This is a genomic window from Telluria sp. LT1R51-2 (genome assembly GCF_059685775.1).
In genome coordinates, this window is record NZ_JCASIM010000001.1 from 348,506 (window position 1) to 374,353 (window position 25,848).

At 63.8% G+C, this 25,848-nt stretch carries 24 protein-coding genes; 9 read left to right on the forward strand and 15 right to left on the reverse strand.

Annotated elements, in window-relative coordinates:
* Positions 1-530: 530 nt before the first annotated feature.
* From AC56LH_RS01615 to AC56LH_RS01640, 6 genes are all read right to left on the reverse strand, one after another.
* Entirely contained in the window at positions 531-2,144 is a 1,614-nt protein-coding gene (locus tag AC56LH_RS01615; RefSeq protein WP_499643463.1) for a methyl-accepting chemotaxis protein, read from the reverse strand.
* A 233-nt stretch (positions 2,145-2,377) separates the two neighbouring features.
* Positions 2,378-3,343 carry an ABC transporter permease gene (locus AC56LH_RS01620; RefSeq protein WP_183557370.1) on the reverse strand — a complete coding sequence of 322 codons (966 nt, stop codon included), beginning with the start codon at positions 3,341-3,343 and terminating at the stop codon, positions 2,378-2,380.
* 3 nt (positions 3,344-3,346) lie between these two features.
* Complete coding sequence (locus AC56LH_RS01625) at positions 3,347-4,453, reverse strand: ABC transporter permease (protein WP_499643465.1); 1,107 nt, start codon at positions 4,451-4,453, stop codon at positions 3,347-3,349.
* Complete coding sequence (locus AC56LH_RS01630; protein WP_499643467.1) at positions 4,450-5,979, reverse strand: ABC transporter ATP-binding protein; 1,530 nt, start codon at positions 5,977-5,979, stop codon at positions 4,450-4,452. Before AC56LH_RS01630 ends, AC56LH_RS01625 begins: the two co-directional genes overlap by 4 nt.
* Before the next feature lie 96 nt (positions 5,980-6,075).
* Complete coding sequence (locus tag AC56LH_RS01635; RefSeq protein WP_499643469.1) at positions 6,076-7,092, reverse strand: BMP family lipoprotein; 1,017 nt, start codon at positions 7,090-7,092, stop codon at positions 6,076-6,078.
* A 245-nt stretch (positions 7,093-7,337) separates the two neighbouring features.
* A complete protein-coding gene (locus tag AC56LH_RS01640; RefSeq protein WP_499643471.1) occupies positions 7,338-8,276 on the reverse strand; it encodes an alpha/beta hydrolase in 939 nt (312 codons plus the stop codon).
* 211 nt (positions 8,277-8,487) lie between these two features.
* On the opposite strand from AC56LH_RS01640, the gene AC56LH_RS01645 reads away from it, so the two are divergent.
* The 5 genes from AC56LH_RS01645 to pcp all read left to right on the forward strand — a co-directional run bounded on the left by AC56LH_RS01645 (position 8,488) and on the right by pcp (position 12,393).
* Positions 8,488-8,790 carry a YciI-like protein gene (locus AC56LH_RS01645; RefSeq protein WP_499643472.1) on the forward strand — a complete coding sequence of 101 codons (303 nt, stop codon included), beginning with the start codon at positions 8,488-8,490 and terminating at the stop codon, positions 8,788-8,790.
* 79 nt (positions 8,791-8,869) lie between these two features.
* Positions 8,870-9,574: a DUF969 domain-containing protein gene (locus AC56LH_RS01650; protein WP_499453587.1), complete on the forward strand. Its 705-nt coding sequence runs from the start codon at positions 8,870-8,872 to the stop codon at positions 9,572-9,574.
* A complete protein-coding gene (locus AC56LH_RS01655; protein ID WP_499643473.1) occupies positions 9,571-10,530 on the forward strand; it encodes a DUF979 domain-containing protein in 960 nt (319 codons plus the stop codon). The genes AC56LH_RS01650 and AC56LH_RS01655 overlap by 4 nt, the downstream gene beginning before the upstream one ends.
* Positions 10,531-10,642: 112 nt before the next feature.
* Entirely contained in the window at positions 10,643-11,695 is a 1,053-nt protein-coding gene (locus AC56LH_RS01660) for a GTP pyrophosphokinase (RefSeq protein ID WP_499643474.1), read from the forward strand.
* A gap of 47 nt (positions 11,696-11,742) precedes the next feature.
* Positions 11,743-12,393, forward strand: coding sequence for a pyroglutamyl-peptidase I (gene pcp, locus AC56LH_RS01665; protein WP_499648349.1), 651 nt, complete (start codon positions 11,743-11,745; stop codon positions 12,391-12,393).
* A gap of 6 nt (positions 12,394-12,399) precedes the next feature.
* Here the strand turns inward: pcp and AC56LH_RS01670 are convergent, their stop codons facing one another.
* Positions 12,400-12,813 carry a DUF2141 domain-containing protein gene (locus AC56LH_RS01670; protein WP_499643476.1) on the reverse strand — a complete coding sequence of 138 codons (414 nt, stop codon included), beginning with the start codon at positions 12,811-12,813 and terminating at the stop codon, positions 12,400-12,402.
* Between the two features lie 152 nt (positions 12,814-12,965).
* Between AC56LH_RS01670 and AC56LH_RS01675 the strand changes: the two genes are divergently transcribed.
* A complete protein-coding gene (locus tag AC56LH_RS01675; RefSeq protein WP_183557398.1) occupies positions 12,966-13,490 on the forward strand; it encodes a sterol desaturase family protein in 525 nt (174 codons plus the stop codon).
* Here AC56LH_RS01675 and crtB read toward each other — a convergent pair.
* From crtB to AC56LH_RS01715, 8 genes are all read right to left on the reverse strand, one after another.
* On the reverse strand, positions 13,396-14,391 hold the full coding sequence (gene crtB, locus AC56LH_RS01680; protein ID WP_499643478.1) for a 15-cis-phytoene synthase CrtB: 996 nt from the start codon (positions 14,389-14,391) through the stop codon (positions 13,396-13,398). The two genes, AC56LH_RS01675 and crtB, sit on opposite strands and share 95 nt — an antisense overlap.
* Complete coding sequence (locus AC56LH_RS01685; protein WP_499643479.1) at positions 14,388-15,914, reverse strand: phytoene desaturase; 1,527 nt, start codon at positions 15,912-15,914, stop codon at positions 14,388-14,390. The genes crtB and AC56LH_RS01685 overlap by 4 nt, the downstream gene beginning before the upstream one ends.
* Positions 15,911-17,122, reverse strand: a complete 1,212-nt coding sequence (gene crtY, locus AC56LH_RS01690; protein ID WP_499643481.1) for a lycopene beta-cyclase CrtY — start codon at positions 17,120-17,122, stop codon at positions 15,911-15,913. Before crtY ends, AC56LH_RS01685 begins: the two co-directional genes overlap by 4 nt.
* Entirely contained in the window at positions 17,115-18,416 is a 1,302-nt protein-coding gene (locus tag AC56LH_RS01695; protein WP_499643483.1) for a glycosyltransferase, read from the reverse strand. The genes crtY and AC56LH_RS01695 overlap by 8 nt, the downstream gene beginning before the upstream one ends.
* Before the next feature lie 26 nt (positions 18,417-18,442).
* A complete protein-coding gene (locus AC56LH_RS01700; RefSeq protein ID WP_499643485.1) occupies positions 18,443-19,444 on the reverse strand; it encodes a polyprenyl synthetase family protein in 1,002 nt (333 codons plus the stop codon).
* Between the two features lie 160 nt (positions 19,445-19,604).
* Positions 19,605-20,513 carry a LysR family transcriptional regulator gene (locus AC56LH_RS01705; protein WP_499643487.1) on the reverse strand — a complete coding sequence of 303 codons (909 nt, stop codon included), beginning with the start codon at positions 20,511-20,513 and terminating at the stop codon, positions 19,605-19,607.
* A gap of 19 nt (positions 20,514-20,532) precedes the next feature.
* A complete protein-coding gene (locus tag AC56LH_RS01710; RefSeq protein ID WP_499643489.1) occupies positions 20,533-21,450 on the reverse strand; it encodes a pseudouridine-5'-phosphate glycosidase in 918 nt (305 codons plus the stop codon).
* A 13-nt stretch (positions 21,451-21,463) separates the two neighbouring features.
* Entirely contained in the window at positions 21,464-22,570 is a 1,107-nt protein-coding gene (locus tag AC56LH_RS01715; protein ID WP_499643491.1) for a carbohydrate kinase, read from the reverse strand.
* Between the two features lie 249 nt (positions 22,571-22,819).
* Between AC56LH_RS01715 and xapA the strand changes: the two genes are divergently transcribed.
* The 3 genes from xapA to deoC are packed head-to-tail and all read left to right on the forward strand — an operon-like array spanning position 22,820 to position 25,836.
* On the forward strand, positions 22,820-23,662 hold the full coding sequence (gene xapA, locus AC56LH_RS01720; RefSeq protein WP_258836453.1) for a xanthosine phosphorylase: 843 nt from the start codon (positions 22,820-22,822) through the stop codon (positions 23,660-23,662).
* 27 nt (positions 23,663-23,689) lie between these two features.
* The gene (locus AC56LH_RS01725) at positions 23,690-24,883 is read left to right on the forward strand and encodes a phosphopentomutase (protein ID WP_499643492.1); all 1,194 of its coding nucleotides are present in this window, start codon (positions 23,690-23,692) and stop codon (positions 24,881-24,883) included.
* Positions 24,880-25,836 carry a deoxyribose-phosphate aldolase gene (gene deoC, locus AC56LH_RS01730; RefSeq protein WP_499453613.1) on the forward strand — a complete coding sequence of 319 codons (957 nt, stop codon included), beginning with the start codon at positions 24,880-24,882 and terminating at the stop codon, positions 25,834-25,836. Before AC56LH_RS01725 ends, deoC begins: the two co-directional genes overlap by 4 nt.
* Positions 25,837-25,848: the final 12 nt, after the last annotated feature.

Here is a 25,848-nt window from a genome sequence, read left to right on the forward strand (position 1 = left end):
TGTCTGATGAACGCTTGATCGATAGTCGTCCATTGCACTTTTGCTCCCTGACGTTTGCTGGTCTTCGTAAAACCGTCATTTGCGAAGCGGTGACGGGCCGCATGCGACCCGAAGCGGACCTTGCATATGAAACTCTACCGAGAATATTCATGACAAACGCCATCGTTAAGACTGAAATTCAAGGCAACTGCGTAACCGTCTGCGGAGTAGCGCGTAACCAGCAGCCCTTTTGATGTGTTGTAGGTTCCGCCATTCAATGCCTGATCGACAAAGCAAACCTCCAAGTCCTCGATCCCATCCTCGTTGACGTCCTTCCTACCCACAATCTTCGGAAGCCGGGGTCAGGTCTGACATTCAGACACGAGCTCAACACAACGTCGATTTTTGAATGCCGTGGGGACGGCAATAAGGAAGAGTCCGTGTCCAAATGTCAGACCTGACCCCGGCTGTGACCCTGGCTACCTTCCGTTCAAACCATGAAAAACGCCGGGCGAACCCGGCGTTTGGCTAGCTACCCGATGTGTCCAGGATTACGCGGCTTCGCGCATCCCCAGCGCCGGCCGCGCCGGGTGTTTGAGTGCCGGGCGCACCTGCTGCGCTTCGAAGCGGAACGTCGACACCAGCTGCGACAGCGCTTTGGCCTGTTCGCGCATCGAACTCGATGCGGCGGCCGCTTCTTCGACCAGCGCCGCGTTCTGCTGCGTCACCTGGTCCATCTGCGCGATCGCCTGGTTCACCTGTTCGATGCCGGCCGACTGCTCCTGGCTGGCCATGGCAATGCCGGACATGATGCTCGTCACACGACCGATACTGCTGACGATTTCCTGCATCGTCGCGCCGGCATCCGACACCAGACGGCTGCCTTCCTCGACCTTGGCGCTCGAGTCGCCGATCAGGGTCTTGATCTCTTTCGCCGCTGCCGCAGAACGCTGCGCCAGGCTGCGCACTTCGGAGGCCACGACCGCGAAACCTCGACCCTGTTCACCGGCGCGCGCTGCTTCCACTGCTGCGTTGAGTGCGAGGATGTTGGTCTGGAACGCGATGCCATCGATGACGCCGATGATGTCCACGATCTTCTTCGACGAATCGGTGATCGCGTCCATCGTCTGGACGACGCGTCCGACCGTGTCGCCGCCACGGCCAGCCACCTGCGAGGCGTTCTGCGCCAGCGTGTTGGCTTCGCGGGCGTTGTCGGCGTTCTGGCGGACGGTCGAGGTCAGTTCTTCCATCGACGATGCGGTTTCTTCCAGCGCGCCGGCCTGCTGCTCGGTGCGGGCCGACAGTTCGAGGTTGCCGGCCGAGATCTGGTCGGCCGCCTCGGCGATGGTTTCGGTACCGCTGCGCACCTGGCTGACGATGCCGACCAGATTGTCGTTCATGTCCCTCAGTGCGCCCATCAGCGCGCCGGTTTCGTTGTTGCCCTGGACGACGATCTGGCTGCTCAGGTCGCCCGTGGCGACGGTCTGCGCGACCAGCACCGCTTGTTCGAGCGGCGTCGTGATGCGACGCCCCATCCACCAGGCGAACAGACCGCCGACGATCAGTGCGATCGAGGCGAACGCCACTTGCAGCTTCAGGCTGGTCTGGAAGCCGTCCTGGATCTGCTTCGAATCGGCGGCCACGACCTCTTGCTGGAATTTGACGATCGCGCTCAGGCTATCGAGATAGGACTGCACGCGTGGCAGCATGTCGGTCGTCAGGAAGGCACGCACCGCGGCGTCGTCGCCGGCCGCTTTTTGCGCCATCACGCTCTTGCGCGCCTTGCGGTAGCCTTCGCGCTGCTCGTCGACTTTGGCAAACAGCGCCATGGCAGCGTCGTTGCCGGCCAGGCTCTCGACCAGGGCCTTGTGCAGCACGTCCGAGCGCTTGGACGCCTTGGACATCGCGTCGACAAAGAATTTCTCGTCGCTTGCATCGGTCACCTTGATGGCGGCAATGGTGCGCGCAGCGTTGGTCTCGATGATGGCTTGCCACTCCTGCAGCATGGCCAGGCGGTACATGCTCTCGCCGGTCAGTTTGTCGGTGAGGGCTTCAGCTTTCTGCATCTGCAGCAGGCCGATCCCTACCAGCAGCAGCATGGCCGCAAGAATGGTGGCGAAGCCGCCGAGGATCAGCGTGCGAATCTTAAGGTTTTGAAATGTCATGGCGTTCCGTGAGTCAGTAAATACGATGTCCGTGAAAACCAAAAGTTTCCATAGGGAATCATATTGTTGCAGATTCGGAACAAGAAAAACTGAAAAATTGCTGTAATGACGATAAATTCGCGCAATTGTGGCGAGATACCGACGATTTCGGTGTCAATACGACTGTTGGTTGTGGGATTTGGAGAGAATGATGTCCTGCCCCCAGCGGTGGAGGGCAGGACGGGGGATGCGCGTTAGCGCGACTTGACGAACGGCTTGCCCAGCGCCTTGGGCGCCACCGACTTGGCCATCAGGCCCGCCAGCACCACCACGGTAACGATGTACGGGATCATCTGGATCAGCGAACCCGGGATGCGGCCCACGACCGGCAGGTCGACGCCTTCGATCTGGATCTGCACCGCGGCAAAAAAGCCGAACATCATGCAACCCAACACCGTGTGCACAGGGCGCCAGTTGCCGAACACCAGCGCCGTCAGCGCAAGGTAGCCGGCGCCGGCCGACATGTCGCGCAAGAAGAAGCCGCTCTGGACGATCGACAAGTAAGCGCCCGAGAACGAACACAGCACGCCGGCGATGATCATCGCCGTGTAGCGGGTGCGCTGGACCGAGATGCCGGCTGCGTCCGCCGCATGCGGGTTTTCGCCACAGGCGCGCAGGCGCAGGCCGAAGCGGCTGTAGAACAGCACCCAGTGCACGATCGGGAGGAGGGCGAAGGCCAGGTACACCAGCACCGAATGCCCGCCGATCAGGCTGCCGTAGACCCAGCCCAGCACCGGCACGTCGGCCACCAGTTCGGTCCCGGGCAGGATGACGCTCGCGAGGCGCGCCTCACCGAGGTCCGGCGTACGGCCGCCCTGCTGGAAGAAGTACTGGGCGACGACGAACGTCAGCCCGCTCATCGCGATATTGATCGCGATGCCGGCCACGAGCTGGTTGCCCTTTTGCGTGATCGAAACGAAGGCCTGGATCAGCGCCAGCACGACGGAGGCGACGATGCCGGCCGCGATGCCCAGCCACGGATCCTGGTAGGTATAGGCAACGCCGGCCGACACAAAGGCCGACGCGAGGATCTTGCCTTCGAGGCCGATGTCGACCACGCCGCTGCGCTCGGCGAACAGGCCGGCCATGGCCGCGAACATCAGCACCGGCGCGTTGCGGATGGTGGAGACGACGATACTGGCGAACTGGAAGTCTTCCATGGCTTATCCCTTGCTTGCGCCGTTGTTGGAGCGTGTTGCGTTGATCAGTTTGAGTACCGCCGGCGCGTACATGTTTTCCATGGCGCCGCAGAACAGGATGATCAGGCCCTGGATGAAAATGAAGGTCTCTTGCGGGATGTTCGGTTTTTCCAGCGACAAGTCAAAACCGCCCTGGATCAGCGCGCCGAACAGGATCGACGAGAGCAGGATGCCCACGGGGTGCTGGCGGCCCATCAGCGCAATGGCGATGCCGATGAAGCCCGCGCCGGCCGGGAAGTTCAGGCTCAGGTAGTGGGTCGAGCCGAGGATCGAGTTCACGGCTGCCAGGCCCGCCAGGGCGCCCGAGATCAGCATCGCCACGATGATCGTGCGGCTGATGCGCACGCCCGCGTAGTGCGCGGCGTGGGCATTCAGGCCGGTCGCCTGCAGGCGATAACCCCAGCTCGAACGCGACACCGCCACCCAGTAGACGACCAGTGCGACCAGGGCCAGGAGGAAGGCCAGGTTCAGCGGCGTGCTCTCGCCGAAGAACGGCAGCCAGTTCGACAGCAGCGGGATCGCGGCAGCGTCGGTGAAGGTGCGGCTGGCCGGGTTCTGGTCACCCTCGGGAATCATGTACTTGACGATGATGAAGTTCATCAGGCCAGCGGCGATGAAGTTGAACATGATGGTCGTGACCACCACGTGGCTGCCGCGCCTGGCCTGCAGGTAGCCCGGCAGGAAGGCCCAGGCGGCGCCGAACACGGCGCTGGCGACGACCGCCAGCGGGATCAGGAGCCATGGCGAGAGCGTGGCATCGAACGCCAGCATCGCCAGCGTCAGGCCCAGGCCGCCCAGATACATCTGGCCTTCGGCGCCGATGTTGAACAGGCCCGCCTTCATCGCGATCGACACGGCCAGACCCGTGAACACGAAGGTCGATGCATAGAACAGCGTGTACGACAGGCCTTCCGGATTGATGACGGCGCTGTTGACGAGGATCTGCAGCGACTCGACCGGGCTTTCGCCCAGCAGATGGATCACGAGCGCCGCGACCAGCAGGGCAGAGAGCAGATTCAGGACCGGCAGGACAAAGCCCGAGGCCCAGCGTGGGAGTTCAGTGGTTTTCATGATTTGTGCATCCCGCCCATCAACAGGCCAATGCGGGTCGTGTCGAATTCGTCGATCGGCAATTCGCCGGTAATGCGCCCGCCCGACATCACGATGATGCGGTCCGCCAGCGCGCGCACTTCTTCCAGCTCGGTCGAGACCAGCAGGATCGCGACGCCTTCGTCGCGCAGGCGCAGCAGTTGCGTGTGGATGCTCTCGATGGTGCCGATGTCCACGCCGCGCGTGGGCTGGCCCACCAGCAGCAGTTTCGGCGCCGCCGAGACTTCGCGCGCGATGACGACCTTCTGCTGGTTGCCGCCCGAGAGCAGGCCGATGCGCACATTCGGGTCCTTCGGGCGCACATCAAAGGCTTCAAGCAAATGGGCGCAGCGCTTGGCGATGGCGTCAAAGTCGAACAGGCCCAGGCCCTTCGTGACGCGTTCCTGGTAGCCGAACACGGTGTTCTGCATGACCGAGAAATCCTTGATCACGCCGTCGCGCAGGCGGTCTTCCGGCACGTGGCCGATGCCCATGTCGCGCAGTTCGGCCGGCAGGCCGTCGGCATTCGAGCGGCCAGCGAAGGGCAGGGGTTTGCCCTCGAGTGAGACCGCGCCGGAGGTTGGCAGACGCATGCCCGACAGGATGTGCATCAGCTCACTCTGGCCATTGCCCGACACGCCGGCAATGGCGACGATCTCGCCAGCGCGCACCGACAGGGCGATGTCGCCCAGCAGCTGCACGCCGTTGGCGTCCTTCAGTTGCAGGTTCTCGACCTGCAGCACCGGCGCGCCCGGCGCGTACGGTTTGCGCGGCAGGTTGCCTTCGATCGGGCGGCCGACCATCATGTTGGCAAGCTGCTCCTTGCTGGTGTCGACGGTGGCGACGGCGCCGGCCAGGCGGCCCGCGCGCATTACGGTCACCTGGTCGGTGATGTCCATGATCTCGCCCAGCTTGTGGGTGATCAGGATGATGGTCTTGCCCTGTTCCTTGAACAGCCGCAGGATGTCGAACAGCGACGCGATTTCCTGCGTGGTGAGCACGGCGGTCGGCTCGTCCAGGATCAGGATTTCGGCGCTGCGGTAGATCTGCTTGAGGATTTCGACGCGCTGCTGCGCGCCCACCGACAAATCGGAAATCACGGCCAGCGGATCGACGTCGAGGTGGTAGCGCGCGCAGATCTCGCGCAGCTTCACCTCGGTCTCGCGGCGTTTCTTCGAGAGCTTGAAGGCGCCTTCGGCCCCCAGCATGACGTTGTCGAGCACCGTCATGTTCTCGACCAGCATGAAGTGCTGGTGAACCATGCCGATGCCGAGCCCGATGGCTTCCTGGCTCGAGCGGATCTGCTGCTCCTTGCCGTTGATGACGAGCTGCCCGCTGTCGGCATGGTAGTAGCCGTACAGGATGCTCATCAGGGTGGATTTGCCCGCGCCATTTTCGCCGATCACACCATGGATCGAACCCTTGGCGATCGAGAAGCTGACGTCGGCGTTCGCCTGCACCGGCCCGAAGGCCTTGCTCACGTTGCGAAATTCTACGGCTGGCTGCATTGCGATCTGTCGTAAAAAGGAAGTGTGCTTATCATTCAAAAGCGCGCCGGACCGGTAATCAACCGGCGCGGCGCGCTTCGAATGGAATGAAGGTGATCAGACCGGGCAGGAACTGCCGGCGCGGTAATCGATGACCTTGATCTTGCCGTTGATGATGTCCTGGCGTACGCCGTTGACGCGCTTTTCGATCTCCGGCGTGACGACCGCGCGGTTATCTTTGTCGAGCACCCAGTCGACGCCGCCTTCTTTCAGGCCCTTGTAGGTGACGCCTGCTTTCCAGGTGCCTTTCTTGACTGCCATGAACGAGTCATACACGGCCACGTCGACGCGCTTGACCATCGAGGTCAGCATCGTGCCCGGGTGCAGGTAGTTCTGGTTCGAGTCGACGCCCACGGCCAGCTTGCCCTTGGTCTTGGCCATCTGCAGCGCGCCCATGCCGCTGCCGCCGGCCACGGCGAAGACCACGTCCACGCCGCGGTCGAATTGCGCACGTGCCAGCTCGCCGCCCTTGGCCGGGTCGTTCCAGGCCGCAGCCGTGGTGCCGACCATGTTCTGGATGATTTCAGCTTTCGGTGCCTGTGCCTTGGCGCCCTGGCCGTAGCCGCAGGCGAACGCGCGGATCAGCGGAATGTCCATGCCGCCGACAAAGCCGAGCTTCTTGGTCTTGGACGCCATGGCCGACGCCACGCCGACCAGGTACGCGCCTTCCTGCTCCTTGAACATCACCGATTCGATGTTCGGGCCTTGCGCCACGCTGTCGATCAGGATGAAGCGCACGTTCGGAAATTCACGGGCGACTTTTTGCACGGCCTGGGTCTGCGAGAAACCGATGGCGGCGATCAGGTCGACCTTCTTGCGCGCCAGGCCGCGCATGACTTGCTCGGCCTGGGTATCGCTATTGGCCTGGACTTCCAGCACTTTCACGCCGGTCTCTTTCGAGAAACGCTGCAGGCCCTCGAAGGCCGACTGGTTGAACGACTTGTCGAACTTGCCGCCCGCATCGTAGACCATGCCGAATTTCGGCGCGGCGATCGGTGCGGTCGATGGCGCCGCCAGCGCGCTGCCGGCAAGGCACATGGCCGCCACGGTGATGCTGAGTTGCTTGAATTTCATGGTTGAGCTCCTGGAATAGCGATATTGTACCCGCCGCATGCCTTGCGATGGGATCGGCTGCGCGATTGTCGCAGCACGGCGCCGTGCAAGTGGTTACGGTTTGTATCTGGGGAGGGGCGTTGAGGCCAGGCCCGCGCCCTTCGGGCACAAGCTGTCAAATATGCATCAAGCTGCAAGTTGATGACAAATACGATTTTACTTCCCAATTTATTCGCTGGAAATATAAATGCTGACAAATTCGGCGATTATTTTGCAGCGAGGGCCAATTCGGGCGCTGTCGCCGTCGTTTCGACCGGTGGCGTGGCATTGGCCACGGCATCGGCCACGGCGGCAGCAGCAGCCGGCGTCACCGGCGCGCTGAACTGGCGCGTGAGGAAACCGGCGACCATGGCGTGCGTCGCTTCCAGGTACGGGATGGTCATGTGGTCGGAATCCGGCACCACTTCGTCGGCCACCAGCGCGCCCAGCTTGGCCACCAGGAGGTCGGTGTGGAAGTGGGGCACGACATCGTCGCTGGCGGCGCGCAGCACGTAGGTGGGGGCCTTGAGCATCGGTGCGTACTTGATCGACTCGAAGCGGTGGCGCAGCATGTATTCGATGGGCATCACGCGAAACCGTCGCTTGGCAATCGCCAGGATCGAATCGTACGGCGTGATCAGCACGACCGAATGCGCGGGGCGTTCGCGCGCCACCTGCACCGCAACGCCCGAGCCCAGGCTGCGGCCAACGACGGCGATGCGCTGCGGATCGACCTGGCCGCGTGTGGCCAGCCAGTCGTAGAGCAGGGCGCCGTCTTCGATCATGTGAATCTCGGCCGGGATGCCTTGCGAGTCGCCATAGCCGCGGTAATTCATCGCCAGCACGGTCATGTTGGGGAACAGCTTGCCGGCGTCGCGCGCGACCCACGACACTTCTTCGGAGCGTCCGCCGAAATACAGCACGGCCGGGCGCGGGCCGGGAATCACGGGCGTCATCAGCCAGCCGGCCAGGCGCGTGCCGTCCTTGGCGCGCAAGACGACAGGGCGGGTGCGGTGGCCGCTCGAACGGGGACTTTTGACTTCGCGTTCGAGCGTTGGATTGAACACCAGGCGGCGCTGGTTGGCCGCGACGGCAGCGGTCAGGCCCAGCCATAACATGCTGGCCAGTCCAGTGAGTCCCGCCGCCATTTTTTTCGAAGTGTCCATGCTTGCAAGTCTACGCCTGCCGTCGAGTTTTGTTCTTAGAGGCATCCTTCTATGCACGTTCCATGACGGTTTGTCCGCCTAAAAAGTTGTTTTATTCCAACATGGCAGAGCCTGCCCCATGGTAGCGATGCCGGACGGCATGCTTGCGCCACTGCCTCGGCTTTCCGGTAGGATCTAGCTATCCGGCCTCGCGCCATCTCCTGGAGTCTTCGTGCACTTTCTTCTGACCTATGATCTGGCCCCCGACTATCTCGAACGCCGCGGTGAATTTCGCGACGCCCACCTGGCGCTGGCGTGGGAAGCGCAGGAACGTGGCGAGCTGATTCTTGCCGGCGCTACAGCCGAGCCGGCCGACAAGGCCGTTCTCGTGTTCGACTGCGAGACCTCGGAGACGGTGCAGCTGTTCGCGGCGCGCGACCCGTATGTGCTCAACGGCCTCGTGCGCGCGTTCCACGTGCGCCAGTGGAATACGGTCGTCGGTGACCTGGCGGCCAATCCTGTCCGGCCGGGGTAACGGTAGCAACCTGGATTCGCCTCGGCGCCCCATGAACATCGGGTAAGATTGCCCGCGTTTATCACCGCCGGGGAATGCAATGCAATCTGCTGTGAATCTGTGGCCACTGCTCGGCGTGGTCGTCATCGTGGTCGGGTTCGTGCTGCGCGCCAATCCGGTGCTGGTGGCCGTTGCCGCCTGCGGCGTGACGGGCGTTGCCGCCGCGATGTCGGTCATGACGCTGCTCGAAACGCTTGGCGCCGCCTTCCTCAAGACCCGCAACCTGCCACTCATCCTGCTGCTGCCGCTGGCCGCCATCGGCCTGCTCGAGCGCTTCGGCCTGCGTGACCGCGCCCAGGCCGCCATTGGCAAGGTGCGCTCGGCCACCGCCGGGCGCCTGCTGATCGTCTACCTGTTCGCGCGCGAGAGCACGGCGGCGCTGGGCCTGACCAGCCTGGGCGGGCATCCGACGATGGTGCGTCCGCTGGTGGCGCCAATGGCCGAAGCGGCGGCCGAGGCGCAACACGGTCCGCTGCCGCAGCGCATCCGCTACCGGATCCGCGCGATGTCGGCTGCCACCGACAATATCGGCCTGTTCTTCGGCGAAGACATCTTTGTGGCGTTCGGCGCCATCGTCCTGATGCACACGATCCTGCAAGCCGAAGGCATCGAGGTCAATCCGCTGCACATCGCGCTGTGGGGCATCCCGACGGCAATCACCGCGTTCGTCATCCACGCCTGGAACCTGCGCCGCCTGGATGCCGAGATCGCCCGCGCCGTGCTGGACGAGAAGGGCGCCGCATGACGCTGTCGATCGATCACTTCTACATCCTCGTCGGCCTGCTGCTGGCGGCGGTGGCCATCATGAACCTGGTGGACCGCAGTAATCCACGCCGGGTCACGACGGCCCTGTTCTGGGGCCTGTACGCGCTGCTGTACCTGGCGGGCGAAGCGCTGCCGCTGGCGGCGGTCGGCGCCCTGATGATCGGCATGGCGCTGCTGGCCGGCTTTGGCGGTGTGAAGGCCGGCCAGCCCAAGGCGCTGGCGCCGGAAGCGCGTCAGGCCAGTGCCGCGCGGCTGGGCAACCGCCTGTTCATCCCGGCGCTGCTGCTGCCGCTGGTGACCGTCATCGGCGCGACTCTGCTGAAAGACGTGCAGCTGGGCAGCCTGCCGCTGCTCGATCCGGCCCACATCACGATCGTGAGCATGGGTTGCGGCGCGGTCGTGGCGCTGATTGCTGCATGCTGGCTCACGCGGGCCACGCCGCTGCAGGGCGTGCGCGAAGCGCGGCGCCTGGTGGATGCGATGAGCTGGGCGGTCGTGCTGCCGCACATCCTGGCGGTGCTGGGCCTGCTGTTTTCCGAAGCGGGCGTGGGCAAGGCGGTGGCGCATCTGACGACAACCTACATCGGCCTGGACTCGGCGTTCATCGCGGTGGCCGTGTACTGCCTCGGCATGGCGCTGTTTACGATCGTGATGGGCAACGGCTTTGCCGCGTTTCCCGTCATGGCCGGTGGCGTCGGGATCCCGGTGCTGGTGGGGGTGTACGGCGCCAACCCGGCCGTGATGGCGGCGATCGGCATGTTCAGCGCGTATTGCGGTACCCTGATGACACCGATGGCGGCCAACTTCAATATCGTGCCGGCGGCGCTGCTGGAACTGCCCGACAAGAACGCCGTGATCCGGGCCCAGATCCCGAGTGCGCTGCCGATCCTGGTGGCCAATATCTTTTTGCTCTATTTTTTGATGAGAGTTCATTAGATAGGTGGTTGGATAAAACATATGGCTCATTAAATTAAGAATATAATAATCTTTTGGTTCATTCAGTTGTGCCTAGTAAGATGAGCCCATTTAATTTTTCTTGGAGGTGATTGTGGGTGAGGAACTCAAGTTAGAGTTAAGTGATTCAAAAAAAGAAGAATTGATAAAAGAATATATTTCTATTCGAGATTTATATGAAGATCTCGCTAGCTGCATTCAAGGGGAATTAAAAGCTTCGCTTGATAGTAAGAATATTTCTTACTCGAGCGTGGATTCGCGAACTAAGAGTGTTGATTCTTTTATTGAAAAGGTTCAAAGAAAAGGCTATGTGAATCCACTTGAGGAAATTGAGGATTTATGTGGGGTACGAGTAATCTGTTATTACCCGGATGAGATTGAGCAGATTTGTTCAGTATTGAGCGAAGATTATGATGTAAAACAAAAAGAAAATACTCAGAGCAGACTTCAGCCACATGAATTCGGATATCGATCCACACATCTCATAGTGACACTTAAATCTTCATGGCTCCAAACCCCTCGTTATGGAAAATTAGGAAATCTTAAAGCAGAGGTTCAAGTACGTACGATCCTCATGCACGCTTGGGCAGAAATTGAACATAAAATAGCTTACAAAAGTACAGAGCAAGTTCCAGATCAGTTCAAGAGGAAATTGTCTGTGCTCAGCGCTAAGTTTGAGGAGGCCGATGAGCAATTTGAAGATTTGCGAAGAGGACTTTTAGAATATAAAAAATCGATTTTTGAAAAAAGCTTGGAAGGTGTTGGCGCGTTTTCAATGCATGATTTAAATCTAGATTCTTTGCAGGGTTTTTTAGATGCTGCCTTTCCAACGAGAGCGGGAAGTAAGATGCATACCGCCGTACTATTGGAGGAAATGGTAAGAAGCGATCTAAAGATGAAAGATTTGGTCGAAGCATACCAAATGCTAGAGCCAATTATTCCAGAAATGGAGGCAACACATATGTCCGAAAAAGTTAATTTTACCAGTTGGGCACAGATTGGAGTCGCTATTAGTCTTTTGGAGGCATATAATCAAAAATATTACGTGGAGCGATATAGGAGAATGGCCAATTCAGAATATTGGATTGATTCAGTAGAGAAAATGAAAAAGGTTGTTGATAATTTCTTGAAAAAAAACAAGAAATAAAAATTTGAGTTTTCAATTTTGTGTATTTTTAAATAGGATATGAATTGATAAGGACTATCCTTCTTACCGGCTTCGAGCCGTTCAATGGCGCCACCATCAATCCGGCCTGGGAGGCGGTGCGCTCGCTCGAAGGCTGGCAGGGCGACGGCTTCCAGGTCGAGGTGCGCCAGTTGCCATGCGTGTTCGGCGACGCCATCGAAGATCTGACGGCGCTGATCGACGAGCTGCATCCGGACGTCGTCATCGCGGTTGGGCAGGCGGGCGGACGGCCCGATATCTCGGTCGAGCGGGTAGCGATCAATGTCGACGATGCGTCGATCCTGGACAACGGCGGGCGGCAGCCGGTCGATACGGCGATTGCCGCCGACGGCCCGGCCGCGTATTTCTCGACGCTGCCGATCAAGGCGATCGTGCACGCGCTGCGCGCACGGGGGCTGGTGGCGGGAGTCTCGCAGACGGCCGGTACGTTCGTCTGCAACCACGTATTCTATGGCTTGATGCACCACGCTTCGACCCAGCCGCAGACTATCAAGGCGGGGTTTATTCACGTGCCGTTCCTGCCCGAACAGGCGGCCGCGCGGCCGGATGCGCCACCGTCGATGGCGCTGGAAGACATCATCGCCGGCGTCAAGCTGGCGGTGGAAGTCACGCTCGGCGTCGACACCGACCTGCGCGAAGCAGGCGGCGCAACGCACTGACAGCGATCAGCGCAGCTTGATCATGGTGACGGCTTTCTCGTCACGCAGCTCGAATGCGGCATCCTCGAAGCTCGGCGGACCGAAACGGCCACGGGCATCGCGGCTGAATGCGTACGGCTCTTTCGGGATGCCCAGCACGTTACGATCGAGCTTGCCGTTGTCGTTCTCGTCCTGATACGACAGCACGGCCCACGAGCCGGCCGGCACGCCATCGACCGTGACGACCGTCTCGCCCGCCTTCGCCGGTGCCGAGCCCGAATACGCGCAATCCTTTAAAAAGGTCGTCTTGTCGCACACCGCGACGAGCACCTTGCCCTTGGCCGTGACGCCCTGGACGCGCACTTCGATCGAGGCGGCCGAGGCGCTGCCTGCGGCGCAGAATGCTGCTGCGAGCAGCAGGGTACGGAAAGTCGATTGCATGGTTTCTCCAATGGTTCAATTGTTGGTGTATCGTGTTTGACCGCCTGCCGCCATGGCTGCGCAACCGTCCCGCTACCGTGCGCGGCGGTCGCATGTTAGGCTGTCGGCATCCGCTTCCATGCCCGCCACCCCATCTAGGCGCTTACTTCATTATGCTGCTCAACGCGCTCATCGTTATCGCCACCATCGCCTTCATGGAATTGTTTTCCATCGTCGCGCACAAGTACATCATGCACGGCTTCGGCTGGGGCTGGCATCGCTCGCACCACGAGCCGCGCACCGGCTGGTTCGAAAAGAACGACCTGTACGCCGTCGTCTTTGCCGGCATCGCCATCGCCCTGATCTGGTTCGGCACGCGCGGCTACGGGCGCATCGAATGGATCGGCGCCGGCATGACCGGCTACGGCCTGCTGTACTTCATCGCCCACGATGGCCTGGTGCACCAGCGCTGGCCGTTCCGCTACGTACCGCGCAGCGGCTACTTCAAGCGCCTGTACCAGGCCCACCGCATGCACCACGCGGTCGAGGGCAAAGAGGGCGCCGTGTCGTTCGGCTTTTTGTACGCGCCGCCCGTCACCAAACTCAAGCAGCAGTTGCAGGCCCAGCAGAACCAGCTGCGGGGGCCGCGCGGCCAGGCCGCTGCCACAGACCACGCCGCACCGGCAGCTCGCGACTAGACCCAAAACGCGAGGCCAGCGCCTGCAGCCCGCCCAGCGCGAGCAGGCGCAGCTTGGTCGCCTTCGACGTGCCGACCCGCTTGTCCCACGCGCGCGGTCCGCGCCGTTTTACTTCCACACCGATCTGCCGATACACATTGCGCGCCGTGGCAATCGCCCACGCCGAGCGCAGCGGCAACGCCGCCAAACCAATTGACGCCGACGCGTAGTATGGCTCCGCATGGTCCACCAGGCGCGCAGCCACTGTCGCCAGCGCAGCGCGGTGGCGCGGCAGCGCGACCAGATCCGGCTGGATGCCCGCCTCGATCAGCCACGCGTCCGGCACGTAGCAACGGCCGATGGCGGCGTCGTCGATGATGTCGCGCGCGATATTCGTCAGCTGGAACGCGAGGCCCAGATCGCAGGCCCGGTCGAGCACCGCTTCGTCGCGCGCGCCCATGATCGACGCCATCATCAGCCCGACGACGCCGGCCACGTGGTAGCAGTAGCGCAGCGTGTCGTCGATCGTGCGGTAGCGCGCTTCGTTGACGTCCATCGCAAAGCCGGCCAGGTGATCGTACGCATAGCGCGGCGCGATCGCGTGGCCCAGGGCCACTTCCTGGAACGCGGCAAAGGCCGGGTCGCGCATCGGCTCGCCCTCGTAGGCGCGGCGGGTGTTGTCGTACAGCCGGTCGAGTTCGAACGGCGCATTGTGCGTGGCCTGCACCACCGGGGCGCTGGCAAAACCCAGTTCCTGGCCATCGACGACATCGTCGCAGTGGCGGCACCACGCATACAGCATCAGCACGGCGCGCCGCGTGGCCGGCGGGAACAGCTTGGCGGCCGCTGCAAAGCTCTTCGACCCGACCTCGATGGTCTGGGTCGCGTGCGCCATCAGGTTCTGGCCAGCCTCTGTCGTCATCGCAGCCCTCCGGCGTGCGCTCCCGCGTTGACACCTTCGAGCATCAGGCCGGCCGTGGCCTTGGCCGAACCGATCACGCCCGGCACGCCCGCGCCCGGGTGGGTGCCGGCGCCGACCAGGTACAGGTTCGGCAGTTCGGCGTCGCGGTTGTGCGGGCGGAACCAGGCGCTTTGCGTCAGGATCGGCTCGAGCGAGAAGGCCGAACCCACGTGCGCATTGAGCTCATCGCGGAAGTCGTTCGGCGTGAAGATGCGGCTCGTGACCAGCTGGCTGCGCAGGCCCGGCATGTAGCGCTTCTCGAGGTAGTCGAAGATGCGGTCGCGGTAGCGCGGCCCTTCGACGTCCCAGTCGATCGGCGCATTGCCCAGGTGCGGCACTGGCGCGAGCACGTAGTGGCTGCCGCAGCCCGGTGGCGCCAGCGACGGGTCGGTCACGCACGGCGCGTGCAGGTACAGCGAAAAGTCGTCGGCCAGCTTGTCGCTCTTGAAGATCTCGGTGATCAGGTCTTTGTAGCGCGCGCCAAAGCAGACCGTGTGGTGCTGCAGCTGCTCATGGTGCTTGTTCAGGCCGAAGTAGATCACGAACAGCGAATTGCTCCAGCGCTTCTTGCGCAGCGCTTCGCCCTGGCTGCTGCCGCGACCGTGGTTGCTCAGCAGGTTGGCATACGTGTGCACGACGTCGGCATTCGACGCAACGGCGTCGGCCGGGAACCAGCGACCATCTTCCAGTCGCACGCCGCTGGCCAGGTTGCCGACGGTTTCGATGCGCGCCACGGGGGCGTTCAGTTCGAGCTTGCCGCCCATGTCCTGGAACAGGCGCACCAGACCATTGACGAGTGCACCGGTGCCGCCGCGCGGGAACCAGACGCCCCAGCGCCGTTCCAGCGCGTGGATCAGCGTGTAGATCGAGCTGGTGGCGAATGGATTGCCGCCCACCAGCAGCGAATGGAACGAGAAGGCCTGGCGCAGGTGCTCGTTCTTCACGAAACGCGAGACCATGCTGTAGACGCTCTTCCATGCTTCGAGGCGCGCCAGTTTCGGGCCGGCGTTGATCATGTCGCGGAACGACAGGAACGGCACCGCGCCCAGCTTCAGGTAGCCCTCGTCGAACACGGCTTTCGAATAGGCGAGAAAGCGCTGGTAGCCGGCCACGTCAGCCGGGTTCATGGCATGGATCTGGCGGTCGAGCGCTTCCTGGTCGTTCGCGTAGTCGAAGAAGGTGCCGTCTTCCCAGCACAGGCGGTAGAACGGCGTGACCGGCAGCATCTCGACATAGTCGCCGATCTTCTTGCCGCACAGCGTGAAGAGTTCCTCGATCGCGGTTGGATCCGTGATGACGGTGGGGCCGGCGTCGAAGGTAAAACCCTGGTCTTCGTAGACATAGGCGCGGCCGCCCGGCTTGTCGCGTTTTTCGAGCAGGGTGGTCTGCGTGCCGCCGGCCTGCAGCCGGATGGCCAGGGCCAGGCCACCGAAGCCGGCGCCGATCACGACGGCGCGCTTGGGTTCGATTTTCATCTGGTTCATTCGGGATTCCTGATCTGATGGGGTTGTGTCTTGCGGACGGCGACGAAGGCTTCCATGACCGGGACCGGCGGCTTGCCGGTCAACAGGCGCAGCTTGTCGGCGAATGTCAGGCGGCCGGCGTAAAAGCGCACGATCATTGGCGCGCCCAGGCGGTAAAAGCGTTGCATCACATGCCAGCGGTGGTCGGGGCTGCCGGCCATGAACAGCATGCGGTTGAGCATGCGGAAAAAGCCCTGGCGCCGCCACTCCTCGCGCGCCTCGGCGCGAATCGCGGCAAACAGTGATTGTGCCGCAAATGGCGCTGCCAGGTCGGGCAGGGCCGCGATACGTTCAGCCAGGCGCACGGCCACGGGCAGCGAATAGCCGGTGGTCTGGTGAAACAGGCCGGCGCGCAGGCCGACGGTGGGCTGGCCGTCCAGCGCAGCCCAGAAGCGGTCGAAGTCGCCCGCCAGCACGATCGGCAACGAGCCCTGTTCTTCGCGCAGCACGTCGCGGATCTGCCAGCCGCGCCCGGCGGCGTAGGCCGCGATGTTGGCGCGCAGCCGCTCCGGTTCCCAGACAGCGCTGTCGACGTAATGGGTGTCTTCGATCAGCACGCGGTCGGGGCCGAACGGCAGCAGATACACGAAGCGGTAACCGCCTTGCTGGGCCACGCTCGCGTCCATGATCACCGGCTGCGTCAAACCGTGCGGCGCGTGCAGGCGCACTTCCTGGCCCAGAAAGGTCTGGTAGCCCAGCGCCAGATGCGGGCTGGCGCTGGGGCCGCGTCCGTCGATGACGGCGTGCGCATGCAGCAGCGTGCCATCGGCCAGGCGCACGCTCGTGGGCGTGACGGCGTCGATCCGCACGCCGGTGCGCAGCAGCGGGCCGAGAGCGGCTTCGATCGTGCGCGCAAAATCGGGCGAGGCAATGCTGGCGTAACCGCCATTCAGGGCGCGCGCGTGTTCGGGAAACACGACGTCGTAGCCCGGCCAGCGGTGCGAAACGAGGGGCGCGATCCAGCGCAGCTGGGCCGCCGTCAGGTCGCTGTCGTGGAATGACCAGGTATGGTTGCCGCCCAGGTGCCGGCCCTGCTCGAGCAGCAGGATGCGCAGTTCGGGGCGCTCGCTCTTCAGGCGCCAGGCGATCAGGCTGTTGGCCAGGCCGCCGCCGACCAGGATCAGGTCGTGGTCGATGCTGGCGCGCTCACCGTTGCTGCGCTCATCCATGGCTGGCCACCGCCGTCGGCAGGTGCAGTGCGGTCTCGATGATGTCGGCTGCGCGCGGCGCGCCGCCGGCAACGCGGATCGCGTCGGACAGCGGGGCCATGCGTGCAGCGAAATCCGGCTCGGCCAGCAGCCGGCGCAGCTTGCGCACCAGGTCGGCCACGCTGCTCATGCGCGGCGAGGCGCGCAGGCCAACACCGCTGTACTCGACGCGCGCGGCCCCGCCCGGGTGGTCGAAGGCAATCGGCAGCGCCAGGATTGGCGTACGCGCCGCCACCGCTTCCATGATGGTGTTCGCACCCGCATGCGAGACGATCGCATCGGCGCGCGCCAAGACGGCCAGTTGCGGCACGTAGGCATGCACGCGCGTGCTGCCGATGGCTTCGAGCGCGCGCACCTGCGCGGTATTCAACCCGCCGCAGTGCGCGATCAACAGGTCGGCATCAAGCTGCTTGCAGGCCTTGGCGATGCGCTTGAAGAGCGGATAGCGGTCGCTCACCAGCGTGCCGAGCGACGCGTAGATGAACGGGCGCGTGCCGGAGGCTGGTGGCAGGAACGGCGCCAGTTCTTCCGGGGTCAAGGCTGGCGCCACATTGGCCGCGTGCAGCGGCCCGACATGGTGGAAGTGTGCCGGCAGTTCGCGGCGCGGGAAATCGAAGCCCGGCACGATCTGCGCGATCTGCGCCAGCGGCGACAGGCATTCGTGCAGCATGCTGCGTGGTGGCAGGCCAAGGCGTTGTGCTTGTGCCGCGATCGCGCGGTGGTGCGGGCCCATCATCCAGTCATACACGCGCGTGCTGCCTTCGACGATCTTGAAGGCGCGCTCGCTGTCTTCGTAGACGAACGGCATCACCGGCAGCGGAATGCCCGGCTCGCGGTTGACGGGCAGGGCGCATGCGATCGAAATAAACGGCATGCCGATGCTTTCGGCCACCATGCCGCCGGCCGCTTCCATCTGGTCTGCCAGCACGCAGTCGACCTGCAGCGCCTTAAGCGCCGCCGGCAGTTCGCGGCACAGCATCTCGGTGCTGGCCGCCATGTCGAGGATCACGCGGCGCAGGCCCAGCGGGCTGCCGGGATTGGCCACACGTGCGAGCATCGCAGGCAGCGAGCCGGCCGGATGGGTTGTCGCGCCAATGGCGTGAAAGCCGACGCGCGCATCCTTGACATAGGCGGCCGCGTCCGGGCGATGGATGAACGTGACGCGGTGGCCGCGCGTGACGAGTTCGCGCGCCAGCACCATCAGCGTGTTGAAGTGGCTATACAGGGCCGGAGCCACGACCGCGAAGTGCGTCATGCGAAGGTTGGTCAGATCAGGAGAATTCAGTTCAGGCGCAACTCGGCCAGCTGGGGACTCGGGCGCAGTTCGCGCGGCTTGGCAGGTTCGGCGATGAAGCGCGCGCCCTTGGCTTCCTTGGCGAACAGCGCGCCCATGAAGTGCCGCGTGCGGCCCTTGCCGCCAATGGCGGCGCCCAGACAGCGGTCGGCCTCGATCAGGCAGGCCGACAGGCGGCGCTGCGCTTCGTCGAAGCCGAGCGTGTTGATCAGGGTGGCCTTGCCGATGTCCTTGCCGGTGTCCTTGCCCGTGATGGCGCTGTCATTGCCCGCGCCATCGAGGAAGTCATCCTTGATCTGGAATGCCTGGCCGGCTGCCAGCGCAAAGGCGCGCAGCTGCTGCGACACGCTCTCGTCGGCATGGCACATGATCGATGCCATGTCGACGGCAACGCCCAGCAGCAGGCCGGTCTTGAGTTCATTGGTGGTGGCAATCGCCTCGGGCGAGCGGGCGCCGCCGTGCAGGTCTTCGAACTGGCCGCGTACAAGCCCCTGGTCGCCCACCGTCTGCGCCAGCGTCGCGACCAGGCGCGCACGGGTGGCCGGCTGGATATCCTGGGATTGCGACAGCACGCCAAAGGCGCGGCTGAGGAGGGCCACCGAGGCCAGGATGGCAACATCCTGGCCAAACTGGATGTGGATCGCCGGTTTCCCGCGGCGCAGGCTGGCGTCGTCCATGCATGGCAGGTCGTCGAGGATCAGCGACGCCGCGTGCACCAGTTCGACCGAGCAGGCCACGTCGATCAGGGCAGGCGAGGCGCAGCCGAGGTCGCGCGCCACCAGCATGACCAGCAGCGGCCGCATGCGCTTGCCGGCCGACAGGGCCGACGTACGCATGGCCTTGGCCAGGCTGTCAGACTGGCCGTTCGCGCTCAATAGTTGTTCAATGCGGTCGTCGATCGCCGAGCGCAGCGTGTCGATGTCATCGAACACGGCGTCGTCGAATTTTTTCAGGCGGAGCCCGTCGTAGCGCGGCGTTGCTGTAGTCATACGAGCTCCTCTGGAAAATTGATGGTCTTGATAACTATCATACCGGACCCAAAGTTAAAAAATAATTAATTGGCCTCAATCGTGCGTAGTTTCCTGCCTAGAAATTATACACATGCATGCAAAAAGGCAATACATGGCGGGACAATCACGGTTCGATTGTTCACAAGGTTGGTGGATCGGGGAAAAGGATTTTCAAAAACGCCCGCACGACCGGCGCATCGTCCTGCGCCGGATAACTGATATACAGGTTGGCCGACGGCGCATGTTCGTTAATTGGCAGGAAGCGCACCCCCGGCCAGCCGATGCGGCTCGTCGTTTCCGGCATCAGGGCCACGCCCAGGCCGGCGCCGACCATCGCCAGCAGCGTCTGCGGCTCGGCCGCTTCCTGGAAAATGGTCGGCTCGAAGCCCGCATTCACGCAGCATTGCATCAGGTAGCGCGGCTCGGCCGACTGGTCCAGGTGCAGCGTCAGCATCGGCTCGCCGGCGATGTCGAGCAGCGAGATCGCGTCGCGCCCCGCCAGCGGGTGGCGTGCATTGACGGCCACGCAGAACTGCTCCTTGAAGCACAGCTCCTGGCGCAGGTTGGCCGCTTTCAGCACGTCCGGTTCGATGCGTGGCTCGCGCCAGAAGCCCACGTCGATCTGCTTGTTGCGCAGCGCCTCCCACTGGTCATTCGGCCCCAGTTCGTGGATCGTCCACGTCACGCGCGGGAAATCCGTCTGAAAGCGTTCGAGCAGGCCAGGGATCGGCCCCCACATCGCCGAGCCGACGATGCCCACGCGCAGCCGGCCCACCTGGCCGCGGTCGATCTGGCGGATGGTATCGATCGTCATGCGCATCCGGCCCAGCAGGTCGGCCGCCTCGACCATCAGCGCGCGCCCGGCCACGGTCAGCTCGAAGCTGCGCGTGGTGCGGGTAAACAGGCGCACGCCCAATTCGCTTTCGAGCTTCATGATCTGCTGCGACAGCGGCGGCTGCGAAATGTGCAGGCGCTCGGCGGCGCGGCTGAAGCTTTTCTCTTCAGCCACCGCCAGGAAGTACTTCAGTTGTTTCAGGTCGATCGACATGGGCGGCTACGCTGACGACTCAGGCCGCGCGGTGGTTCAGCGCCACGGCCAGGCGCGCGCCGATCAGCGCGTTGTTCTTGACCAGTGCGATATTGGTGGCCAGGCTGCGGCCCTCCGTCAGCTCCTTGATGCGGCCCAGCAGGAACGGCGTGACCTTCTTGCCCGTGACGTTCTGGCTGGCCGCTTCGCCCAGCGCCTGCGTGATGATCGCGTCGATCTCGGCGGGCGCCATCGCCGCATCGGCCGGCACCGGATTGCTCACCACGACGCCGCCCGCCAGGCCGAGCTGCCACTTGGTGCGGATGAACGCTGCCTGGTCTTCGGGGGAGTCGATCTGGAAGTCGGCCTGGAAGCCGCTCTCGCGCGTGAAGAAAGCGGGAAAGCCCGGCTGGCCGACGCTCAGCACCGGCACGCCGTGCGTTTCGAGGTATTCGAGCGTCAGGCCAATGTCGAGGATCGATTTGACGCCGGCGCAGACGACCGCCACGCTGGTCTGCGCCAGTTCCTGCAGGTCGGCCGAGATGTCGAAGCTCGTTTCGGCGCCGCGGTGCACGCCGCCAATGCCGCCGGTGACGAAGACTTCGATGCCGGCCAGCTGCGCGCAGATCATCGTCGCAGCGACGGTGGTTGCGCCCAGGCGCGCCTGGGCCAGCACGTACGCCAGGTCGCGCCGGCTCACTTTCATCGCGTCGGGCGAGGAGCCGAGCAGTTCGAGCTGCTCGTCCGACAGGCCGATGCAAATCTTGCCGGCGATGACGGCGATCGTGGCCGGCACGGCGCCGGCGTCACGGATGATCTGCTCGACTTCGCGCGCGGTGCGCACGTTCTGCGGGTACGGCATGCCGTGCGAGATGATGGTCGACTCGAGGGCGACGATCGGTTTGCCGGCGGTGCGGGCGGCCGCCACTTCGGGCGAGAGCAGGAGGAAGTTGTGCATGGGAGGTCTCTGGTTAATCAGTCATAAGGAGTTGGCGGTCGGCCGGTTCATCGAGCAGGCCGGGCGCAAGTTGCGGGCAGACGGTCTGCGCGCAACCGATGGTCATGGCGGATAAGGCCAGGCCGCGGCGGCAGGCCAGGTCGAGCGAGGTGGCGCCGCTGTACAGGCTCCAGCAGACGGCGGCGGCAAACGCGTCGCCGGCGCCGGTGACATCGACCACGTCGACGGCCGGTGCGGCCAGGCTGCGCAGGCCATCGGGCGTCGTGAACATGACGCCCTGGGCGCCGCGCGTGACGATCACGTCCTGCGCGCCGTCGGCCTGCAGATCAAGGCAGGCGCGCGCGATCGCGGCCTCGCTGTCCATCGCGCGGCCGGCGCGTTCTGCCAGTTCGCCCAGGTTCAGGATCAACAGGCGCAGGCCGCGCAGGTCGCGCGGCAGGCGGTTGATCTTCGGTTCGGATACGGCGACGACGACCATCGGCACGCCGCCCGCCAGCGCGTCGCCCAGCAATCCGGCCACGGCATCCTGCGGCAGGTTCAGGTCGGCCACGATCAGGGCGGCGCCGGCGCGCTGCGGCGCGCGGCTGGCGAAGAACGCGGGCGTAAGTGCGTCGTTGATCGCCATGTCGGCCAGCGCGACACGCATCTCGCCATCTTCATCGAGCACCGCCGTGTAAGTGCCGCTGGCCGCGCCGTCGACCAGCAGCACGCTGCGCGTGTCGATGCCCGCTTCGTCGGCATGCGCGAGCAGCGCGCGGCCCGAGGCGTCCGGGCCAACTGCAGTGATGAGGCTTGTGGGGGCGCCCAGGCGCGCGAGGTTCTCGGCGATATTGCGCGCCACGCCGCCGAACGATTCGGTCTGGCGTGCCGGATTGGATGTGCCCAGGGCCAGTGGACCGAGCGAGCGCAGCTTGCGATCGAGGTTCGACGCGCCGATACAGACGACGGGGCGGTGATCCGGCAGCACATAGGCGCGGCCGAGGATGCGCCGCTCGCGCACGAGCGTGGCGATGTAATTGGCGACGGCCGAACGCGACAGACCCAGCTGGGCCGCCAGGTCTTGCTGTGAGATGAACGGGTTGGCGCGGATCAACTCGTACAACTGGTCTTTTTTGGGCATCGCTCGGTGGATTGATTTAAACTTATGTCAGGCAATGCTAGACATTTGTCATGGCGCCGTCAACGTCGGCGTGGCCCTGCTAATTTATCGCGAAAATATATAAATCGGGAAGAAAAAGTGTATTTGCCATACATATCGGCATTCATGCATAGTTATAATATTCAGCTGACCAGACGCCGCCGCGCCTGACAAGGCCGCGCCAGTCTCACTCCCATCCCCCGGATTCACCAGAACTTCACAAGGAATATCATGTCCAGCAATCTCCCGTTCGACGCCGCCGACATCATCCGCGCCCGCAAGCCGGGCTTCGCACCGCGCGTCGCGCTGATCCTTGGCTCCGGACTGGGTGTGCTGGCCGAACAGATGACGGACGCCGTCTCGATCAGCTACGCCGACCTGCCGGGCTTCCCGATCAGCACCGTGCATGGCCACGCCGGTGAGCTGGTGCTGGGCGAACTGGCTGGCGTGCCGGTCGCCTGCATGAAGGGCCGCGGCCACTTCTACGAAGGCTACGGCCCGGGCGTGATGACCAACGCCGTGCGTACCCTCAAGCAGATCGGCTGCGAACTGCTGTTCGTGACCAATGCCGCCGGCTCGCTGAACATCGAAGCCGATGCCGGCTCGCTGGTGGCAATTACCGACCACATCAACTTCTTGCCGGGCAGCCCGATGTCGGGCCCGAACGACGAGCGCTTCGGCCCGCGTTTCTTCAGCATGTCCAATGCGTACGATGCCGAGACGCGCGAGCAGGTCAAGGCCGTCGCGAAAGAAAAGGGCATCGTGCTGAACGAAGGCGTGTACCTGGCCGCGGCCGGCCCGCACTTCGAGACCGTCGCCGAAATCCGCGCCTTCAAGACGCTGGGCGCCGATGTCGTCGGCATGTCGCTGATCCCCGAAGTGATCGCGGCGCGCCACTGCGGCCTGAAAGTGACGGCGGTGTCGGCAATCACCAACCTGGCCGAAGGCCTGTCGCCGTTCGCGCTGTCGCACGAGCAGACCCTGAAGTACGCGGCGATCGCGGCCAAGGACATGGTCACGCTGATCCATGCGTATATCGAGCGCCTTGGTTCGACCCCACGCGCAGACGCTTAATCACACTTACCGAAAGCGAGCGATCCAATGTCCCGTGCATTCATCCTCCTGCTGGACTCCTTCGGCCTGGGCGCGCTGCCCGACGCCGACAAATACGGCGACCTTGATGCCAACACCTTCGGCCACATCGCCGAATGGGCCGCAAAAGAAGGCAAGCCGATGGCGCTGCCGAATCTCGAGCGCCTCGGCCTGGGCGCGGCCGGCCACAAGGCCAGCGGCGAATGGGCGCCGGGTTTCAGCCAGCGCGACGGGTTCACCGGCGCCTGGGGCATCGCGCGCGAACAGTCGACCGGCAAGGACACGCAGAGCGGCCACTGGGAAATCGCCGGCGTGCCGGTGCTGTTCGACTGGGGCTACTTCCCGAAGACCGTGCCGTCGTTCCCGCAAGAGCTCACTGACAAGCTGCAGGCGTTGACCGGCGTGCCGGGCTGGCTGGCCAACTGCCACGCCTCGGGCACCACCGTCATCAACGACTTCGGCGATGAACACGTCGCCAGCGGCAAGCCGATCCTGTACACGTCGGCCGACTCGGTGCTGCAGATCGCCGCGCACGAAGAGCACTTCGGCCTGGAGCGCCTGTACGCCGTCTGCGAAGCGGCCTATGAGCTGGTCAAGCCGTACAACATCGGCCGCGTGATCGCGCGTCCGTTCACGGGCGCCAACGGTGACTACAAGCGCACGTCGAACCGCCACGACTACGCGGTGCCGCCGGTCGCGCCGACGCTGCTGGACCACGTCAAGGATGCGGGCGGCGACGTCTTCGCGCTTGGCAAGATCAGCGACATCTATGCAGGGCAGGGCGTCACGCGCCTGATCAAGGGCCCGGACAATATGGCGCTCTTCGACCGCCTGCTCGAAGTAGCCGACGAAGCGGGCGACAAGTCGCTCACGTTCGTCAACTTCGTCGACTTCGACATGCACTTCGGCCACCGCCGCGACGTCGCCGGCTACGCCAACGCGCTGCACGAACTGGATGCGCGCCTGCCGGAATTCATGGCCAAGCTGAAGGACGGCGACCTGGTCGTACTCACCGCCGACCACGGGTGCGACCCGACCGCGCCGGGTTCGGACCACACCCGCGAACACATCCCGATGATCTTCTTCGGCCCGAACGTCGCGCCGCAGGAACTGCCAGTGGCAGACACCTTCTCGGACATCGGCGCCACGCTGGCGAAACACCTCGGCGTCAAACCACTTTCGAACGGAATCGCACAGCTATGAGCCAGCCGCTGGACTTCAAACGCAACGTCGCCATGGACCTGGACCTTGGCCTGATCAACAGTCTCAAGGTCAATCGCAACGCGGCCGACCGCCGCGCCGCGAGCCTGGCGAACCGCCGCACGGTGAAGAAGGAATACCAGGCCGCGTGGCTGGTGCGCGCGATCGAGTGCATGGACCTGACCACGCTGTCGGGCGACGACACGCCGGGCCGCGTCGAGCGCCTGTGCATGAAGGCGATGCGCCCGCTGCGCGCCGATCTGATGGCCGCGCTGGGTCTCGAGACCCTGAGCACGGGCGCCGTCTGCGTGTATCACGAGATGATCACGCCGGCCGTCAAGGTGTTGCAGGGCCGCTTGCCGATCGCCGCGGTGTCCACGGCCTTCCCGGCCGGCCTGTCGAGCATGGAAACCAAGCTGCGCGAGATCGAACTGTCGGTCGCTGCCGGCGCCACCGAAATCGACATCGTCATCACGCGCCAGCACGTCTTGCTGGGCAACTGGCAGGCGCTGTACGACGAGATGGTGGCGTACCGCCAGGCCTGCGGCGACGCGCACGTCAAAGCCATTCTGGCCACCGGTGACCTGGTCACGCTGGAGAATGTGGCAAAAGCTTCGTGGGTCTGCATGATGGCCGGTGCGGACTTCATCAAGACCTCGACCGGCAAGGAAGGCGTGAACGCCACCATCCCGGTCTCGCTGGTGATGGTGCGCGCGATTCGCGACTACCACGAACTGACCGGTTTTCAGGTCGGCTACAAGCCCGCCGGCGGCGTCTCGACGGCGAAGTCGGCGCTGCAATACCTGACCGTGATGAAGGAAGAACTGGGCAACGACTGGCTGCAGCCGCACCTGTTCCGCATCGGTGCTTCAAGTCTGCTGACCGACATCGAACGCCAGCTCGAGCACTACGTGACCGGGAACTACTCGGCCGCCCATCGTCACGCGCAACCTTAAATCCGGATACGT

Excerpts from the sequence above, each read along its gene's own strand:
- xapA (WP_258836453.1), top strand. The coding sequence starts at position 22,820 with ATGTCCAGCAATCTCCCGTTCGACGCCGCCGACATCATCCGCGCCCGC.
- AC56LH_RS01640 (WP_499643471.1), bottom strand. The coding sequence starts at position 8,276 with ATGGACACTTCGAAAAAAATGGCGGCGGGACTCACTGGACTGGCCAGC.
- AC56LH_RS01700 (WP_499643485.1), bottom strand. The coding sequence starts at position 19,444 with ATGACTACAGCAACGCCGCGCTACGACGGGCTCCGCCTGAAAAAATTC.
- crtY (WP_499643481.1), bottom strand. The coding sequence starts at position 17,122 with ATGGATGAGCGCAGCAACGGTGAGCGCGCCAGCATCGACCACGACCTG.
- crtB (WP_499643478.1), bottom strand. The coding sequence starts at position 14,391 with ATGACGACAGAGGCTGGCCAGAACCTGATGGCGCACGCGACCCAGACC.
- AC56LH_RS01675 (WP_183557398.1), top strand. The coding sequence starts at position 12,966 with ATGCTGCTCAACGCGCTCATCGTTATCGCCACCATCGCCTTCATGGAA.
- AC56LH_RS01685 (WP_499643479.1), bottom strand. The coding sequence starts at position 15,914 with ATGAACCAGATGAAAATCGAACCCAAGCGCGCCGTCGTGATCGGCGCC.
- AC56LH_RS01620 (WP_183557370.1), bottom strand. The coding sequence starts at position 3,343 with ATGGAAGACTTCCAGTTCGCCAGTATCGTCGTCTCCACCATCCGCAAC.
- AC56LH_RS01615 (WP_499643463.1), bottom strand. The coding sequence starts at position 2,144 with ATGACATTTCAAAACCTTAAGATTCGCACGCTGATCCTCGGCGGCTTC.
- AC56LH_RS01635 (WP_499643469.1), bottom strand. The coding sequence starts at position 7,092 with ATGAAATTCAAGCAACTCAGCATCACCGTGGCGGCCATGTGCCTTGCC.
- deoC (WP_499453613.1), top strand. The coding sequence starts at position 24,880 with ATGAGCCAGCCGCTGGACTTCAAACGCAACGTCGCCATGGACCTGGAC.
- AC56LH_RS01695 (WP_499643483.1), bottom strand. The coding sequence starts at position 18,416 with ATGACGCACTTCGCGGTCGTGGCTCCGGCCCTGTATAGCCACTTCAAC.
- AC56LH_RS01710 (WP_499643489.1), bottom strand. The coding sequence starts at position 21,450 with ATGCACAACTTCCTCCTGCTCTCGCCCGAAGTGGCGGCCGCCCGCACC.
- AC56LH_RS01725 (WP_499643492.1), top strand. The coding sequence starts at position 23,690 with ATGTCCCGTGCATTCATCCTCCTGCTGGACTCCTTCGGCCTGGGCGCG.
- AC56LH_RS01670 (WP_499643476.1), bottom strand. The coding sequence starts at position 12,813 with ATGCAATCGACTTTCCGTACCCTGCTGCTCGCAGCAGCATTCTGCGCC.
- AC56LH_RS01715 (WP_499643491.1), bottom strand. The coding sequence starts at position 22,570 with ATGCCCAAAAAAGACCAGTTGTACGAGTTGATCCGCGCCAACCCGTTC.
- AC56LH_RS01705 (WP_499643487.1), bottom strand. The coding sequence starts at position 20,513 with ATGTCGATCGACCTGAAACAACTGAAGTACTTCCTGGCGGTGGCTGAA.
- AC56LH_RS01650 (WP_499453587.1), top strand. The coding sequence starts at position 8,870 with ATGCAATCTGCTGTGAATCTGTGGCCACTGCTCGGCGTGGTCGTCATC.
- AC56LH_RS01655 (WP_499643473.1), top strand. The coding sequence starts at position 9,571 with ATGACGCTGTCGATCGATCACTTCTACATCCTCGTCGGCCTGCTGCTG.
- AC56LH_RS01625 (WP_499643465.1), bottom strand. The coding sequence starts at position 4,453 with ATGAAAACCACTGAACTCCCACGCTGGGCCTCGGGCTTTGTCCTGCCG.
- AC56LH_RS01630 (WP_499643467.1), bottom strand. The coding sequence starts at position 5,979 with ATGCAGCCAGCCGTAGAATTTCGCAACGTGAGCAAGGCCTTCGGGCCG.